The organism is Nonomuraea sp. B1E8 (assembly GCF_039871515.1).
GTDB lineage: Bacteria > Actinomycetota > Actinomycetes > Streptosporangiales > Streptosporangiaceae > Nonomuraea.
Window position 1 is genome coordinate 994,543 of the sequence record NZ_JBDPLS010000001.1, and the last position, 14,174, is coordinate 1,008,716.

At 67.8% G+C, this 14,174-nt stretch carries 17 protein-coding genes and 1 tRNA gene; 5 read left to right on the plus strand and 13 right to left on the minus strand.

What is annotated here, in order from left to right; translation table 11 throughout:
* Positions 1–81: 81 nt before the first annotated feature.
* The gene (locus ABGA98_RS04660) at positions 82–846 is read right to left on the minus strand and encodes a hypothetical protein (RefSeq protein ID WP_347616893.1); all 765 of its coding nucleotides are present in this window, start codon (positions 844–846) and stop codon (positions 82–84) included.
* Between the two features lie 104 nt (positions 847–950).
* Entirely contained in the window at positions 951–2,030 is a 1,080-nt protein-coding gene (locus ABGA98_RS04665; RefSeq protein ID WP_347616894.1) for an acyl-CoA dehydrogenase family protein, read from the minus strand.
* Positions 2,031–2,140: 110 nt separating this feature from the next.
* Here ABGA98_RS04665 and ABGA98_RS04670 point away from each other — a divergent pair, with 110 nt between their 5' ends.
* Positions 2,141–3,082 (plus strand): AraC family transcriptional regulator, encoded by a 942-nt coding sequence (locus tag ABGA98_RS04670; RefSeq protein WP_347616895.1) that lies wholly within the window; start codon positions 2,141–2,143, stop codon positions 3,080–3,082.
* Positions 3,083–3,445: 363 nt separating this feature from the next.
* Here the strand turns inward: ABGA98_RS04670 and ABGA98_RS04675 are convergent, their stop codons facing one another.
* A complete protein-coding gene (locus tag ABGA98_RS04675) occupies positions 3,446–3,817 on the minus strand; it encodes an ankyrin repeat domain-containing protein (RefSeq protein ID WP_347616896.1) in 372 nt (123 codons plus the stop codon).
* A gap of 866 nt (positions 3,818–4,683) precedes the next feature.
* Here ABGA98_RS04675 and ABGA98_RS04680 point away from each other — a divergent pair.
* Positions 4,684–5,409, plus strand: coding sequence for a hypothetical protein (locus ABGA98_RS04680; protein ID WP_347616897.1), 726 nt, complete (start codon positions 4,684–4,686; stop codon positions 5,407–5,409).
* 330 nt (positions 5,410–5,739) lie between these two features.
* A complete protein-coding gene (locus ABGA98_RS04685; RefSeq protein ID WP_347617706.1) occupies positions 5,740–5,880 on the plus strand; it encodes an integrase in 141 nt (46 codons plus the stop codon).
* Positions 5,881–5,968: 88 nt separating this feature from the next.
* On the opposite strand, the gene ABGA98_RS04690 is transcribed toward ABGA98_RS04685, so the two are convergent.
* Positions 5,969–6,514: a GNAT family N-acetyltransferase gene (locus ABGA98_RS04690; protein WP_347616898.1), complete on the minus strand. Its 546-nt coding sequence runs from the start codon at positions 6,512–6,514 to the stop codon at positions 5,969–5,971.
* A gap of 350 nt (positions 6,515–6,864) precedes the next feature.
* Here ABGA98_RS04690 and ABGA98_RS04695 point away from each other — a divergent pair, with 350 nt between their 5' ends.
* On the plus strand, positions 6,865–7,350 hold the full coding sequence (locus tag ABGA98_RS04695) for a hemerythrin domain-containing protein (RefSeq protein WP_347616899.1): 486 nt from the start codon (positions 6,865–6,867) through the stop codon (positions 7,348–7,350).
* A 94-nt stretch (positions 7,351–7,444) separates the two neighbouring features.
* On the opposite strand, the gene ABGA98_RS04700 is transcribed toward ABGA98_RS04695, so the two are convergent.
* The 5 genes from ABGA98_RS04700 to ABGA98_RS04720 form a co-directional block, all read right to left on the minus strand.
* Positions 7,445–7,942 (minus strand): hypothetical protein, encoded by a 498-nt coding sequence (locus tag ABGA98_RS04700; RefSeq protein WP_347616900.1) that lies wholly within the window; start codon positions 7,940–7,942, stop codon positions 7,445–7,447.
* Between the two features lie 26 nt (positions 7,943–7,968).
* Positions 7,969–8,041 (minus strand) — tRNA-Thr (locus tag ABGA98_RS04705).
* Positions 8,042–8,061: 20 nt separating this feature from the next.
* A complete protein-coding gene (rlmB, locus tag ABGA98_RS04710) occupies positions 8,062–9,024 on the minus strand; it encodes a 23S rRNA (guanosine(2251)-2'-O)-methyltransferase RlmB (RefSeq protein ID WP_347616901.1) in 963 nt (320 codons plus the stop codon).
* 75 nt (positions 9,025–9,099) lie between these two features.
* Positions 9,100–10,491 (minus strand): cysteine--tRNA ligase, encoded by a 1,392-nt coding sequence (gene cysS / locus ABGA98_RS04715; protein ID WP_347616902.1) that lies wholly within the window; start codon positions 10,489–10,491, stop codon positions 9,100–9,102.
* 43 nt (positions 10,492–10,534) lie between these two features.
* Positions 10,535–10,921: a PPOX class F420-dependent oxidoreductase gene (locus tag ABGA98_RS04720; RefSeq protein WP_347616903.1), complete on the minus strand. Its 387-nt coding sequence runs from the start codon at positions 10,919–10,921 to the stop codon at positions 10,535–10,537.
* 53 nt (positions 10,922–10,974) lie between these two features.
* On the opposite strand from ABGA98_RS04720, the gene ABGA98_RS04725 reads away from it, so the two are divergent.
* Complete coding sequence (locus ABGA98_RS04725; RefSeq protein WP_347616904.1) at positions 10,975–12,117, plus strand: DUF2637 domain-containing protein; 1,143 nt, start codon at positions 10,975–10,977, stop codon at positions 12,115–12,117.
* Positions 12,118–12,204: 87 nt separating this feature from the next.
* Here the strand turns inward: ABGA98_RS04725 and ABGA98_RS04730 are convergent, their stop codons facing one another.
* The 4 genes from ABGA98_RS04730 to ABGA98_RS04745 form a co-directional block, all read right to left on the minus strand.
* Positions 12,205–12,474, minus strand: coding sequence for a GlsB/YeaQ/YmgE family stress response membrane protein (locus ABGA98_RS04730; RefSeq protein WP_347616905.1), 270 nt, complete (start codon positions 12,472–12,474; stop codon positions 12,205–12,207).
* Positions 12,475–12,577: 103 nt separating this feature from the next.
* A complete protein-coding gene (locus ABGA98_RS04735; RefSeq protein ID WP_347616906.1) occupies positions 12,578–12,859 on the minus strand; it encodes a GlsB/YeaQ/YmgE family stress response membrane protein in 282 nt (93 codons plus the stop codon).
* A gap of 186 nt (positions 12,860–13,045) precedes the next feature.
* On the minus strand, positions 13,046–13,507 hold the full coding sequence (ispF, locus tag ABGA98_RS04740) for a 2-C-methyl-D-erythritol 2,4-cyclodiphosphate synthase (RefSeq protein ID WP_347616907.1): 462 nt from the start codon (positions 13,505–13,507) through the stop codon (positions 13,046–13,048).
* A 17-nt stretch (positions 13,508–13,524) separates the two neighbouring features.
* Positions 13,525–14,007 (minus strand): CarD family transcriptional regulator, encoded by a 483-nt coding sequence (locus ABGA98_RS04745; protein WP_020544658.1) that lies wholly within the window; start codon positions 14,005–14,007, stop codon positions 13,525–13,527.
* Positions 14,008–14,174: the final 167 nt, after the last annotated feature.

The window sequence follows — 14,174 nt, forward strand, 5'->3', positions numbered from 1 at the left end:
TGCTGACCACGCCACAACTCGAGCTACGGCTGCCATCGTCAGAAGAACTGTCCGATCTGGCTGCATGTGGTCGCCGGGCCGTCAGTGCCTGTTCAGTCCCCGCAGCACCGGCAGCCCCGTCCCCGAGTCAAGTACGAGGCGGTCGCCGAGCGGCCGGGCGAGCGTGACGGTGGTCGTCGCCGTATGGAGAATCGCCGGGCAAGCCTTGCCAGAGCTGGAGTCCTCCTCGTCCATGTCGACCACCACCAGTTGGTCGGTCTCGTATGCGCGCGGCCCGTGAACGGTGTCGCAGGCGCCGAACCCGTAGCGGAGAAGCAACTCGTCAGGCTTGCCGGCGACGAGGTCGAACGCCATCACCTCTTCGACGCCTCCCTGTGTCCGTTCGGGACGGGCGGTGACGGCCGAGGGGTCTACCGCCACATGGATCTTCTTCTGCTCGACCCCCTCTACGGTGAACTTCCAGGCGGGCACCTGGATCGTGCCGCGACTGGTCTCCAGCGGGACCTTGCCCAGTTTCACGCCGGTCACCCGAAGCGGGCGGCATCCCCTGGCCGGGCACTCCTCTTCGATGAGGTCGGCCGGCTTGCTGAACTCCGCGTACGCGCTCGCCGCCAAGATGAGCGGCACCTGCGAGACCTCGCCGTCCGGCCATCGCACGTCGGCATCGCCCGGGGGATCGGCAGGCAGCTTGGCGGCCAGCCGCCAGGCGCCGTTGTGCGAGCTTCTGTTCACCCAGGCCGCGATGCGGCCAACGTGGTTCCATCCGTGTGGGTTCAGGACTTCCAGCGCGACGAACCCCCTGCGCCAGGCGTTGTCGTCGGCGGAGCCCTGCCAGCGCTCCGCCACCCCCCGAGCACGCGTCTCGAACCTGTCCGACGAGGCGCCCTGGGACCCGCCGGGCGAGGCCTCATGGTCCCCGCCGCACCCTAAGAACAGTGTCGCGTCCGTCGTCACCCCTGTCCGATGTGCTGGCCGGCCAGCGCTGAGCCGAGCCTCTCCACCGCCAGATAGTTCCGCAGGTGCGGATGGCGGCTGCCGACCGCGACGTCGCGCCAGTACCGTTGCAGCGGGTTCGCGGTGTCGAACCCGCTCGCACCGTACAGGTCGAGCATGAGCTCGACGGCCGCCCTGCAGTCTCCACCCGCCCCCGCCAGATCCATGTCCAGGCCGGCGTAGTCGGCGTCGGACAGGTCGGCCGAGTCCAGCGCCCGGGAGATCGCGAGCATCGTGCGTTCGGCGCGGTCCACCAGGTGGGTCGACTCCGCCAGCCAGTGCCTGGCCCCCGGTGACTCCCCCATGCGCGAGTAGGTGGTCATGTACGGCTTGCGGTCGGAGGCGAACAGTTCGTTGATCACATCGAGGGCGCCGCGGGCGGCTCCCACCACGGGGCCGAGCACCGTGAGGCCGTACTTCAGCCGTTTGCCGATTGGAGGCATGGACATCTCCGCGACCCGCTCGGCCGGTACCAGGACGCCGTCGGCGGTGAGGCTGTGGCTGCCGGTCCCGCGCATGCCGGCCATGTGCCAGGTCCGCTCGACGGTCAGGTCGGCCACCGGGATGGCGGCGAAGCAGAGCCGGCCGTCGACCATCAGGGCAAGACCTGCCCAGGTCGCGTCCTCGCACCCGGAGACGTTCGGCCAGCTTCCCGTCACCCGTATCCCTCCGGCGACGGGTTCGCCCCGGCCGAGGGGAAGACCGGACCCGCAGGCCAGGGCATCGGGGTCGGCGAAGTACTCCTGCTGGACCGGCCCAGGGAGGTACGCGGCCACGAGGTCCTTGCCGGTCGCGCACGTTCCGGTGATCCAGGCCGTGGACGGGCAGGCCCGCCCCAGCGAGGCCAGGCGCCGGGCCATGGTCTCCGCACCGGCCCCGGCGCCCCCGTACGCCCGCGGCGTACCCAGCGCGAAGCCCCCGCTCGCGCTGACCGCCTGCAGGCTCTCGGGGGCCACGCGACCGTTCCGGTCCGCCTTCTCGGCGTGTGCGCGCAGCACCCGGCCCGTCTCTTCGTCGCTCGTCGAATGGTCGATCATGTACGCACACTCAACCACCGGCCGCGTGCCCGGGCCATACGCGAACGGCCCCGCTTCATACGCCTGTGTGCCGCCAGGCCGGGCCGGCGATGTTGGCTACCATCTGCCGCATGGATGTGATCAGCGAGGTGATCCGTACCATCCGAGCCGGAAGCGCCAACGCCCGCCTGATCAAGCAGTCCGGATCCTGGGGAATGCGGTTCCCCGCCTTCTCCGGCAGCGGATTTCACATCGCGTTGCGCGGCTGCTGCTGGCTGGTCAGGGCGGCCGGAGAACCGGTGATGGTACGAGCGGGCGACATCGTTCTCGTCCCGTCCGGGGCCGAGCACGGATTCAGCCATGTTCCGGGCGCGCTGGAGGATCTTCCGGTGGCGGAGCCCGGCTCGCAGCCTCTGGGTCCCGGCCCTCTCGACTTCGACTTCCTGTGCGGCGCCTACCTGCTCGAACACGGCCGGGCTCCGCAGTACCTTCAGGCGCTCCCCGACGTCATCACGGTGACGCCGGACTATGACCTCCATCCCGAACTGCGCTCGCTGACCGAGCTGTTCGGCGCGGATCTTTCCCAGACGCGGTTGGGCACCGGGGCGAGCCGTTCCGCGCTGGTGGACCTGACCCTTGTCCACGCTCTACGCCAGTGGCACGAGCGGCAGGGCGCGGCCGGGACGCCGGTGATCGGCGATCCGGCGATCGCCACCGCGATCCAGGAGATCCACCGCGATCCGGCGAGGCCGTGGACGGTGGCGGGGCTCAGCGAGGTCGCGGGCATGTCCCGTACGGTGTTCACCCGGCGATTCACCGCACAGATGGGCAGGCCGCCCATGAAGTATGTGACCGACTGGCGCCTTGACTGCGCGGCCCGGCTCCTGCGGGAGACGGATGCTCCGCTGGCGACGATCGCCCGCCAGGTCGGATACTCGACCGAATTCGCGTTCGCGGGCGCGTTCCGCCGCGAGTACGGCGTCTCGCCGGGCCGCTACCGCCACCCCACCTCGATGGCCCGCGACACATCGCCCGCCCGCCATGTACGACAACGCATGGAGCATACGCATTGAGCAGTGGCAGCGCTGCGCAGCCTCTACCCGCCCGAGGTGCGCATTGCGATCATCCAGGGCGATTTCAAAGTTGCCTGTTCGGGATGATCGTTCCCTGGTGTCCGGATCGGCTGTCGTTACCTAGTGTGACGCTGAAACGAGGATGACCTTCTGTCTGTGATCATGGGCGTTCTCACGCTTCCACATCACCTACAAGAAGGCCATCGGTGCAAGTTTCTCATGCTCGGGCTGGTGTCGGATCACTGCTGGGGATGCTGGCGGGCCCCCTGGCCTTGGTCTGCTCGGCTTGTCCCGGGTCGATGGTGGGCGGGATGATCAGGCTTCCACCCCAGCCAGCTACGGCCTCCATGAGCAGGACAACGATCATCCCGGAGCCGGAGAGCCCCCGCCGGAGGCTTCGTTTTCATTCCCCGGTGTCTCGCCTCTGGCGATCCATGCTCGGATGATCTCGGCTGCGAGCCAGTGGCGTCGCGACTCTGCTTGTTGGAGAGGGGTCCCGTGCTTCGGGGATGAGGCGAGGGGGTCGGCGCCTCGGGCAAGGAGGTAGGCCGTCACATCGACGTGCAGGGGTTCGCCGGTCTGATCGTGTGAGTCGATCTCCACGTCTATGGCGTGGTGCAACAGGGTCCACCCATCTTCGCCGGGATCTTCGACGCTGTGGCCGTTGTCAAGCAGTTCGCGGAGCGTGGGCAGGTCTTCGAGTTCAACTGCCTGATGTGCCGGACCGAAGGTCATTAGGGAAGCTTGGCATACGTGCTGCGCCGCGGCCGGAGTCGCCGGCGGCCCCGGCCCTCAGGAAGGTTCTGGCGTCCGCGGCAGCCTCTGCCATCTGAACAAGCGAACGGTCCAGCAACGCACCTAACGCGCCGGCTGTCGTCGCGTTCCTGTCTGTCTCCACACAGATCATCATGCATCAGGCCCTGGGACCCCATTACTGGGCGAGCTGATGCCCACGATCACCATGACGATCCACGCCCACGCCTCCCTGAGACAGGGCCGAAGCGCCGATCTTCCGCTTTTCAGGTGTAGCAGTCGCCCTGCCTCCCATCGAGAACCTGAGGATGCAGGGTGCTCGATGGTGCCGAGAGTGTGCGTCTGACAGGGGGCGTTGCCGTCAGGGCTGCCGTCGGCATCAGCGGGGAAGACCTGTACGCGCACGCCAAGTAGATCGTCGAATGCCGACGAAGTGTTCATCGTTCTCGCGGTGGCCCCGGCCGTTGCCGCGATCAGCAGATCGTACGCTCCTCGAGTCTCACCCTCCCACCGACATGCGCCACGAGATGTGCATAGACCCTGGCGACGTCCATGGCGTACTTCTCAACAGGGATCAACGCGAGGACGTCGTCCCCAAAAGCCTGCTCGTTTCGTTGGGCCGTCGGTCACATCGACCATCTCCACGCCGACCAGTAACTCAGCCACAGCGATCGCCACGATCGCGGGTGCGGCGTTGTACGGCGGGCCGTCTCCTCATCATTCGAGACAAGCCCGGTCACCCCTTGTTAGCACCGCTTCCCGACCTGTCAGCTCGGCGAAACCCGTTCGTCAAACAACTTGTTCGTTGGCATGGTTGCAAACATGTTGGCGAGCAAGCTCAGGGGTTCATGGTGCTGACCGCCGATCTTGGGGAGATCGTCCAGAACCTGCGGGCGGTGGGTGCGGACATCAGCGACGTCGAGGTCAAGAAGGCGGAGGGCCGGGGAGGATGCGGAACCCGTGCCGGGTGTGGGCCTCGAATGCCTCGACGCAGCATGCTCGACGCCCTGCGCAGCGCTGGGATGAGCCCGCCCCGTTTCGAGGACAAGATATCTCGGTTCTCGGTGACCTTCCCCCATCACACACTGCTCCGCGCAGAGACGATCGCGTGGATAGCCGCGCTCGGGCAGAGCGGCCTCACCGACAGCCAAGGGCTCTTCCTCGCCCTCCTACGGCAAGGCGAAGACGAGCCCATGGACAATAGGTCCTATCGCGAGCACACCGGCGTCGACTCACGCGTCGCGACACTCGAGCTCCGGGATCTGGTCTCCCGCGAATTGATCCTTCCGGAAGGAACCGGCCGGTGGACGCGCTATCACCTGGCGGAGCATCGATCCGCACCGCACCCGCAGCGCGCCGACCGCCGGCAGACGATCCTCGACGCTCTGGGCCACGAAACGCTTTCCCGCGCCGAACTGTCCTCGCGCACCGGTCTCGGAGATCAGATCGTCCGCAGATGGCTTCGCGTCCTACGTGAAGAGAACGTCATCGAGACCGTCGGCGGTAGCCATCGCAGTCCGAACGTCCGATACCGCCGCGCCCAGCAGGAACCGCTCTTCCCCCCACGCAGCTGAAGCGTCGACACCCCTGGCAGGTCGGCCAGGAGCGGAACTGTACGGGTTCGGTGGGACCGCCAAGCGCGTCCAAGGCTCCGCCCGGACTCAAGAGGACGCCAGAAAGAAGCTGACCGAACTCCTCCGCCAGGCCGACGAGGGTATCCCCGTGTCCTCGGAGAACTGGACAGGGCTCCTCCCGCCCTCCCCGGCACCACGCGGATCAGGCTGCCCTCAGCTCCGCCTCCCTGCTGCGACAGGGTCAGCGGCGAAGGTCTTTCACTCCACTCGACTCACAGCGCCGCACGGCGCACTCACGACCTCCGCCACGTCCACGCCACAACGCTGCTCCTGGCGGGCGTCCCCGTCCACGTCGTCGCGGCCCACCTCGGCCACGCCGACCCGGCGATCATCCTCCGCGTCTACGCCCACGTCATCCACGAGCAGGCAGCCACGGCGGCCGATGTCTTCTCCAAGGCCGTCGGCGAATAGGGGGTTCCAGTAGCAATCGGGAAAACCCAGCGAACCCATTTCTGACCTGCGGTTACATGTGTTCCGGCGACCATTGCTGCTCACGTCTCTACCTCGGGCCGAGTACGCGTGTCATCCAAATCGTGTTGCCACGTTCGGCGTCCTCGGTGATGCGGTCGCTCCGGTGGAAATCGAGCTTCTCGAGGACGCGGAACGAGGGTACGTTCCACTCCCACACGGTCGCCCAGAGTCGCCGACGTCCTGTTCGAGTGGCGGCTTCCATGACCGCACGGGCGGCTTCTGTCGCGTAACCATGACCGTGAGCTCGTTGTGCCAGCTCGTACGCGATCTCAGGTTCGTCGAAAGATCCCTGACCGACGGTCAATCCGCAGTACCCAATGAACTCACCGGTGTCTCGCAGCTCGATCGGCAGCAACCCGAGCCCCGGATCCGCCGCCAGCGGATTGCCGAGGAGCCAGCCGCGGATGTCCTCGACCGTCGGGCGTCCCTCGGCGTCGATCCGCCGTGCCGGCGGCACTCGTGGATCCCGCTCAAGCCATAACCCGCGGTACTCCTCGGCATCCGACGGCACCCACCGCCGCAACCGCAGCCGCTCGGTCACCAGCTCCGCCGGTAGATCCTCATAGGTCCCCACCTGACCAACCTAGCCCGGCGCTGGCCACAGTCCCTCGCCAGGCGGTCGATCAGCACATCTCCATCGGCACGCGAGCAGGTCGTCTTGCGCTGCATAGGCAAGGACGACACGATCAGCGAACCGTCCTACCTTGACAGGATCCTGCGGCGCAAACGCGCGGGAACCACGCCGCAAGGCATCCGTTCTCGGGCCGTGCCTGGTAAGGAAGAATTCGCCCCGACGGGGTGCGCCGGTCGATACGTGCCACCCGCGTCGCTGAGAGACGCGGCAGCTTGTAGCCTGATGAAGGGGATGAGTGTGTGCTTTTCGCATGCCCACTTCGCCGGTTCCACAGAGAGGAGCTCGCGACCATGCTGACCCAACCGCTGCGTGACGAGCACGCGCATTTGCTACCACACATCGAAACGCTGTGCGCAGTGGCCGACACGCTAGATCACACGACACCCGAGGCGCTCGACACTGCGCTCGCCGAGCTCGAGCTGTTCTTGCGCAACCATCTCATCCCGCACGCCGAAGCCGAAGACCGGGTGCTGTATCCCGTGATCTCCCGGATGATGGGCGCTGCGGAGGCGACCGCGACGATGTCCAGGGACCACGTTGAGGTCGGTCGGCTCGCGCACGAGCTCAGCACGCTGCACGATGCGGTGGATAGAGAGGGGCTCAACAACGAACGGCGGGCCGCTCTACGACGTGTGCTCTACGGCCTGTACACATTGGTCAAGGTCCATTTCGCGAAGGAAGAGGAGATCTACCTGCCGCTACTCGAACAGCGGCTTCCCGCGCCCGAGGCAGCGCGACTCTTCGCCGAATTGGAGCACGCCGAACACCGCCACTGACCGGGCGGCGCCAGGCGCGCCTTATCTGAGGTCCGTCTGACAGCCGTTGTCGACGACACGTGAAAACTCGAGCGTCGTTGACATCCGCGGCCGATCAGCCAGTGGCTGGGTAGGCGAAGAGGCTGTTTCGTTCCCTTTCACGTACGGCGAAGCCGAAGCCGGTAATGACCCGGATGGGAGCGACAGACAACGTGGTCACCTTGTCTTTGCCCGCGCGCGCGTCGAGGATCACCGGCCCATTGCTGGTGGAGCCGTAGACGAGTCCGCGGTAGGCCGTGGTCATCCTGGGAGCCACCCGTTCCGCGACCGGCAGCTGCCACAGCTTCTTGCCGGTCGAGGTGTCGTAGGCCGTGAGCGGATTGTCAAAGTAGAACGAGTTCTGGCACAGGAGGGTGGCCTCCTGATCGTGGATGCATCTGGTCGCGGACGTTCGGAACTCGATCAGCCGCCTGCCCGTCCGAACATCGAAGACGTAGCCGCGGATCCGGCTTCCGTAGCCGGCTGCCCGACGTTCATGGTGTCCATGAAGGCGTAATCGAGCTAGCGGTTGCTGTACATCGCTGCTGTACGAGATCGAAAAGGCCCCTTCCAAGTCCCGGAAGGGGCCTTCTACCTGCGAGCCGACGAGGGGAATCGAACCCCTGACCTTCTGTTTACAAGACAGATGCTCTGCCGATTGAGCTACGTCGGCGCGGCCTATCAGTGTAGACGCTAGCGACGCCTGTGACGAGCGACTTCGTACAGTGCCACCCCTGCGGCCACCCCCGCGTTGAGGGATTCGGCGGATGCGTGCATCGGGATGCGGGTCACCACGTCGCACTGCTCGCGCACCAGCCGTGAGAGCCCCTTGCCCTCGGATCCCACGACCACGACGAGCGGCTCGGCCAGCAGTTGGGTTTCGCCGATGTCGGTTTCGCCGGCCCCGTCGAGGCCGACCACGAACAGGCCCGCGTCGCGGTAGTCGCGCAGGGCGGCCGTCAGGTTGGCGGCGCGGGCGACGCGCAGGGTGGCGAGTGTTCCCGCGGACGTCTTCCAGGCGCCTCCCGTGACGCCGGCCGAGCGGCGTGAGGGGATGAGCAGGCCGTGGGCGCCGAAGGCGGTGGCGGAGCGGGCGATGGCGCCGAGGTTGCGCGGGTCGGTGACCGAGTCGAGGGCGACAATCAGCGGGGGTTCGCCGGCGTCGTGGGCGAGGTCCACCAGCTCTGACGGGTGCGCGTAGTCGTAGGCGGGGATCTGGAGCGCGATGCCCTGGTGGACGGCGCCTTCCGTCAGGCGGTCGAGCTTGTCGCGGGTGACTTCGAGCAGGGCGATGCCGCGCTCTGCCGCGATCTTGATGGAGTCGCGTACGCGGTCGTCGTTGTCGACGCGCTGGGCCACGTAGAGGGCGTTGGCGGGCACGTCGGCCTGCAGGGCCTCGAGCACCGGGTTGCGCCCGCCGATGTATTCGGGTGTGTCTTCGGAACGCCTGGACCTGGTGGGAGCGGCGCGGCGGCTGCCGCCGCGCTCTTCGCGGGCGACGCGCTCGGCACGGGCCTTGTCTTTGTACCAGTGCCGCATCTCCGCGGGTGGGGTCGCGCCCCTGCCCTCGAGGGACCGGCGGCCCTGCCCTCCGGTGCCTTTGGACGGGCCCTTCTTCTTCGCGGGCCTGCCCGAGCCCCTGCCGCCTGCTGCCATGGCATCAAGGGTACTCGGGGCTCGGGGCAACTCGTTCAACACGAGGAGGCCGGGCGACCAGGGCGCCCGGCCCTTCTAGCGGCTCAGCTCCCAGCGCGGCCCGTGCGGGGTGTCCTCCACCGTGATGCCGGCGGCGCTCAGCTGGTCTCTGATCGCGTCGGCGGCCGCGTAGTCCTTACGTTCCCGCGCCGCACGGCGCTGCTCCAGCGCCACCGCCACCAGCGCGTCGACCACCGGCGACAGGTCGGACCCCGTGTCCCGCCACTGTGGCGAGCGCGGGTCGAGGCCGAGCACGTCGAGCATGTTCTGGGTCTCGGCGAGCAGCCGGGCCACGGCCTCCTTGTCGCCCCGCGACAGCGCCACGTTGCCCTCGCGGACCACCTCGTGCACGACCGCGAGCGCCTGCGGGGTGCTCAGGTCGTCGTCGAGCGCGTCGGCGAAGGCCTGCGGCAGCGGCGCGTGGGCGTCGACGTCGTGGATGACCTCTGCGGCGCGCGTGACGAAGCCCTCGATGCGCTGGTAGGCCGCGGCGGCCTCCTGCAGCGCCTCCTCGGAGTAGTCGATCGAGGAACGGTAGTGCGGGGCCGCCAGGTAGTAGCGCAGCTCCACGGGCCGCACCTTCTGCACCATCTCGGGGATCAGCAGGGAGTTGCCGAGCGACTTGCTCATCTTCTCCGCACCGATCTTGAGCATGCCGTTGTGCATCCAGTAGCGGGCGAACCCGTCACCCGCCGCCTGCGACTGGGCGATCTCGTTCTCGTGGTGCGGGAAGATCAGGTCGATCCCGCCCCCGTGGATGTCGAACGCCGGCCCCAGGTATTTCGTCGCCATGGCCGAGCACTCCAGGTGCCAGCCGGGGCGGCCCGGCCCCCAGGGGGTCGGCCAGGTCGGCTCACCGGGCTTCTCGCCCTTCCACAGGGCGAAGTCGCGGGGGTCGCGTTTGCAGGACTCGTCGTCGGTGTCGGCCGCGGGCCGCATGTTCTCCACCTTCTGGTTGGAGAGTGAGCCGTAGCGGTCGGCGTAGGACTGCACGTCGAAGTAGACGTCGCCCTCGGAGGCGTAGGCGTGGCCGCGCTCGATCAGCCGCTGCATAAGCGTGATCATCTCGGGGACGTGCCCGGTGGCGCGGGGCTCGACGGTCGGCGGGAGGCAGCCCAGGGTGTCGTACGCCCAGGTGAAGGCCCGCTGGTTGCGCTCGGCCACGACGAACCAGGGCACGCCCTCCTCGGCCGACACCCTGATGATCTTGTCGTCGATGTCGGTGACGTTGCGGCAGAACGTCACGTCATATCCGGAACGCGCAAGCCAGCGGCGGAGCACGTCGAAGTTCACGCCCGAGCGGATATGCCCGATATGCGGAGGAGCCTGCACGGTAGCCCCACACAGGTAAATCGACGCCCGACCAACTTCGACCGGAACGAATTCGCGGATGGCGCGTGTGCTGGTGTCGTAGATGTGCAGGCTCACAAAAGAAAGGCTAACGCCTCAGAGCCGCCTCCTGACCGTTGAATCAGCCCCGCAACGTGACCTTGTCCGGAGAGATCCTCACGATGAGTCGCTCTGTGCCCGGTTTGTCCTCCCAGGGCAGGCCCCGGTACTTCTGCGACAACTCCTCGATGAGCGCGCCCTCCGGGTCGGACGTCATGGTCACCCGCCCGCGCACCTCGACGTAGCGGTAGGGGTCGTCCGGGTCGATGACCAGGAGGCTCGCCCTCGGGTCACGCTCGAAGTTGCGCGGCTTCACGCGCCCCTGCACGGTCGAGAAGATCACGTCGTCGCCGTCCGTACGGATCCAGACCACGCTCGAATGAGGGCCGCCGTCCGGATTGATAGAGGTGATCGTGGCGAAATTCGGCGCGTCCAGGAGCTTGCGGGCATCTTCTGACAGCACGGCCATGTGTCCTCCTAGATCGGTCTGACCCTTCATTCTTCTGTAGGCTCACAACCGCCATGGACGTGACTCCCCCTTCTGCGCTCCGCCGCCTGGGCATCGCCCTTGCCGGACTCGCCGTCGCCGCCCTCACGGGGGCCGCGTGCGCGCTCTCCTTCGACGACCTGCGCGCGCTGGCCGTCACCGGCGAGGCCGCCGCCGACCTCGCCTACCTCTATCCCGCGGCCTTCGACGCGCTCCTGGCGGTCGCGCTGATCAGCGTGCTGCTGCTGCGCTCCGCCAAGCTGCTCGTACGCGTGCAGGCGGCGTTCGTGCTGGTCCTGCTCATCGTGGCGGCCGCGGCGGTGAACGTGGCGACGGCGGTGCGGTTCGGGTTCGACGTGCGCCAGACGGCCATCGGCGTGGCCCTTGCGCCCTGGGTCATGCTGGCGCTGGCCCTGTGGCTGTGGCTGCTGCTGATCAAGCACGTGCACGCCCGTCGCGAATCAGTGGGCGGCGCCGACACCGCGCCCGCCGCGGAGCAGGACATCGTGCCGTTCGGCCGGCCGTCGCCGGACACGGAGACGGCCGCGCCGTCGCCGCTCGCGGGTCCCGCGCTCGCCCCGGAGAGGCCGTCTCTCACCGAGCACGCGCCGGTCCCCGAGACGCGCGCCGAGCCCGCCCCGAGGACGGCTTCGCATGATGAGCCCGCCCCTTCGCCCGTCTCTGCGCAGGTGTCCGAGTGGCCCGTGCAGGAGGAGGAAGAGAGGAGAGCGCCCGAGCTCCGCCCCGTGGACTTAGATCCGCAGCCGCAGTCCGAGCCGGACGGGCAGCCGGAGCCACAGGCCAGCCGGCAGCCGGAGCTCAGGCAGTCGGAGCCGGAGCCAGAGCCCCAGCGGGAGCAAGAGCAGGAGCCCAGGCATGAGCAGGAGCAGGAGCCCGGCAGGCAGCCGGAGCCGCCGACTCGGCCCGTCCGGTGGGGCGATCGGGTCAAGCCGGAGGACGTCCTCGTCCACCCGCGCTCCGACGACAAGGACGCCGACACGCAGCCGCATCCCGTCGTCGCCGACGACGGGCCCGACCCCGCCCACGGTCCCGAGGCCGCCGACCGCCACGAGGCCGAGCGGGAGGACGAGGACACCGCTCCGCACCCCGTGGTCCACGACGAGACCCCGGCGCCCTCGGAGCGGCTGCGCAGCACCCCGCGCCCGCCGGAGGACTGACAGCAGGAAAGGCCCGCCCGGGAGCCTTCCCGGGCGGGCCCGCCCGGATCCGCCTGGATCTTCGAGGCGCGGCGCAGCGCCGCGAGCCTAGACCTTCGAGCCCCGGCGTAGCCCCGCGACGAGGCCGACGCCGACGATCGCGAGCACGACCTGCATCACCAGTTCGATCCAGTCGATGCCAGGCGTCGTCTCCACGCCGAGCACCTGCGCGAGCAGCGTGCCCAGGAGGGCCGCCACGATGCCGACGACGATGGTGAGGATCCAGCCGATGGCCTGCCTGCCGGGAAGCAGCAGGCGGCCGATTGCGCCAATCACGGCACCGATCAGGATGGCGCCGAGGATGGACTGGATTGTCATGACACAAACCTCCCCGTGAGGGTGATCGGTTCACTCCCACGGGGTGCTCGCTACCCGATCTACCGCGATTATGCGCAGAATATGACGAACGAGCAGGTCAGACCTAGGTTCTGCCGGTACGGCCGGAGCGCCCGATCCCCATGCGCGTCACGGCGAGCACGCCCGCGACCGCCAGCACGAGCTGGAGGATGTGCTCGATCCAGTCGATGCCCTTCGTGTCGGCCCAGCCGAACGCCTGCGCGATCAGCGTGCCGATCAGGGCGGCCACGATGCCGACGATGAGAGTCAGGCCGATGGACATCTTCTGCTTGCCGGGCACCAGCAGCCGACCGAGCGCCCCGACTATGGCGCCGATGACTACTGCCGAAACTATCGCGCCGATCATGTGTAGCTCCCCCCGAGACGTTCACATGTCTTCGGACAGACCTACCCGTTGAACAGGCAAACTACCCAAAAAGGAAGGCGGCGGTCCGTACCGCGCCAGTGACGAACCGCCGCCTTCGGACTTCGGCGGGCTAGGCGACGCCCCGCCGGGACACCCTCACGCGTCCCTGCGTAAGACGCCCGGCGTTCACGAAAGGTTGACCACCAGCGCGGTGGCGAACGCGGCGATGCCCTCGCCGCGGCCGGTCAGCCCAAGCCCGTCAGTGGTGGTGGCGCTCACACTCACCGGCGCGCCGACCGCGGCGCCGAGCACCTTCTCGGCCTCGGCGCGTCGCGGTGCGAGCTTCGGCCGGTTGCCGATCACCTGGATGGCGACGTTGCCGATCTCGTAGCCGGCGGCGCGCACCTGCCGCGCGGTCTCCTCCAGCAGCGCGGCGCCCGACGCTCCGGCCCAGCGCGGGTCGGACGTGCCGAACAGCCGGCCCAGATCGCCGAGACCGGCGGCGGACAGCAGGGCGTCGCAGGCCGCATGGGCGGCGGCGTCACCGTCGGAGTGGCCGTCGAGCCCGGTCTCGCCCGGCCAGTGCAGGCCGGCGAGGTTGAGCTCGCGCCCGGAAGCGAACGGGTGGACGTCGACCCCGACGCCCACCCGTGGAAGATTCGTAATCAGGAGTTGAGAACCTCGTCGAGAAGGGCCTCAGCCTTGTCCTCATTGGTCTTCTCGGCCAGGGCCAACTCGCTGACCAGGATCTGGCGCGCCTTGGCGAGCATGCGCTTCTCGCCCGCGGACAGGCCGCGCTCGCGGTCTCTCCGCCACAGGTCCCGAACCACCTCGGCGACCTTGTTCACATCGCCGGAGGCGAGCTTCTCCAGATTGGCCTTGTAGCGACGAGACCAGTTGGTCGGCTCTTCGGTGTGCGGCATCCGAAGGACGTCGAAAACTCGCTCAAGGCCTTCCTGGCCGACAACATCGCGCACGCCGACGAGTTCTGCGTTTTCTGCTGGCACCTGGACGGTAAGGTCGCCCTTGTCGACCTTGAGCACCAGGTAGGTCTTTTCCTCACCCTTGATGGATCGCGTCGTGATTGCTTCGATCCGAGCAGCCCCATGGTGGGGGTAGACGACAGTGTCGCCGACCTGGAAAGTCATGTGACAAGTACCCCTTCCGCTGTACTCCAGGGTACCACGCATCCACAGCCTCCCGGAACAGTGAAATCCTCATAACTGCAGGTCAAAGCCGCATATTGGGGCTTGACAAGTGCTCAACTGTATGAATCTCATTTGCGGACATAGCGAATGACCTGCGGGGGTGCGGA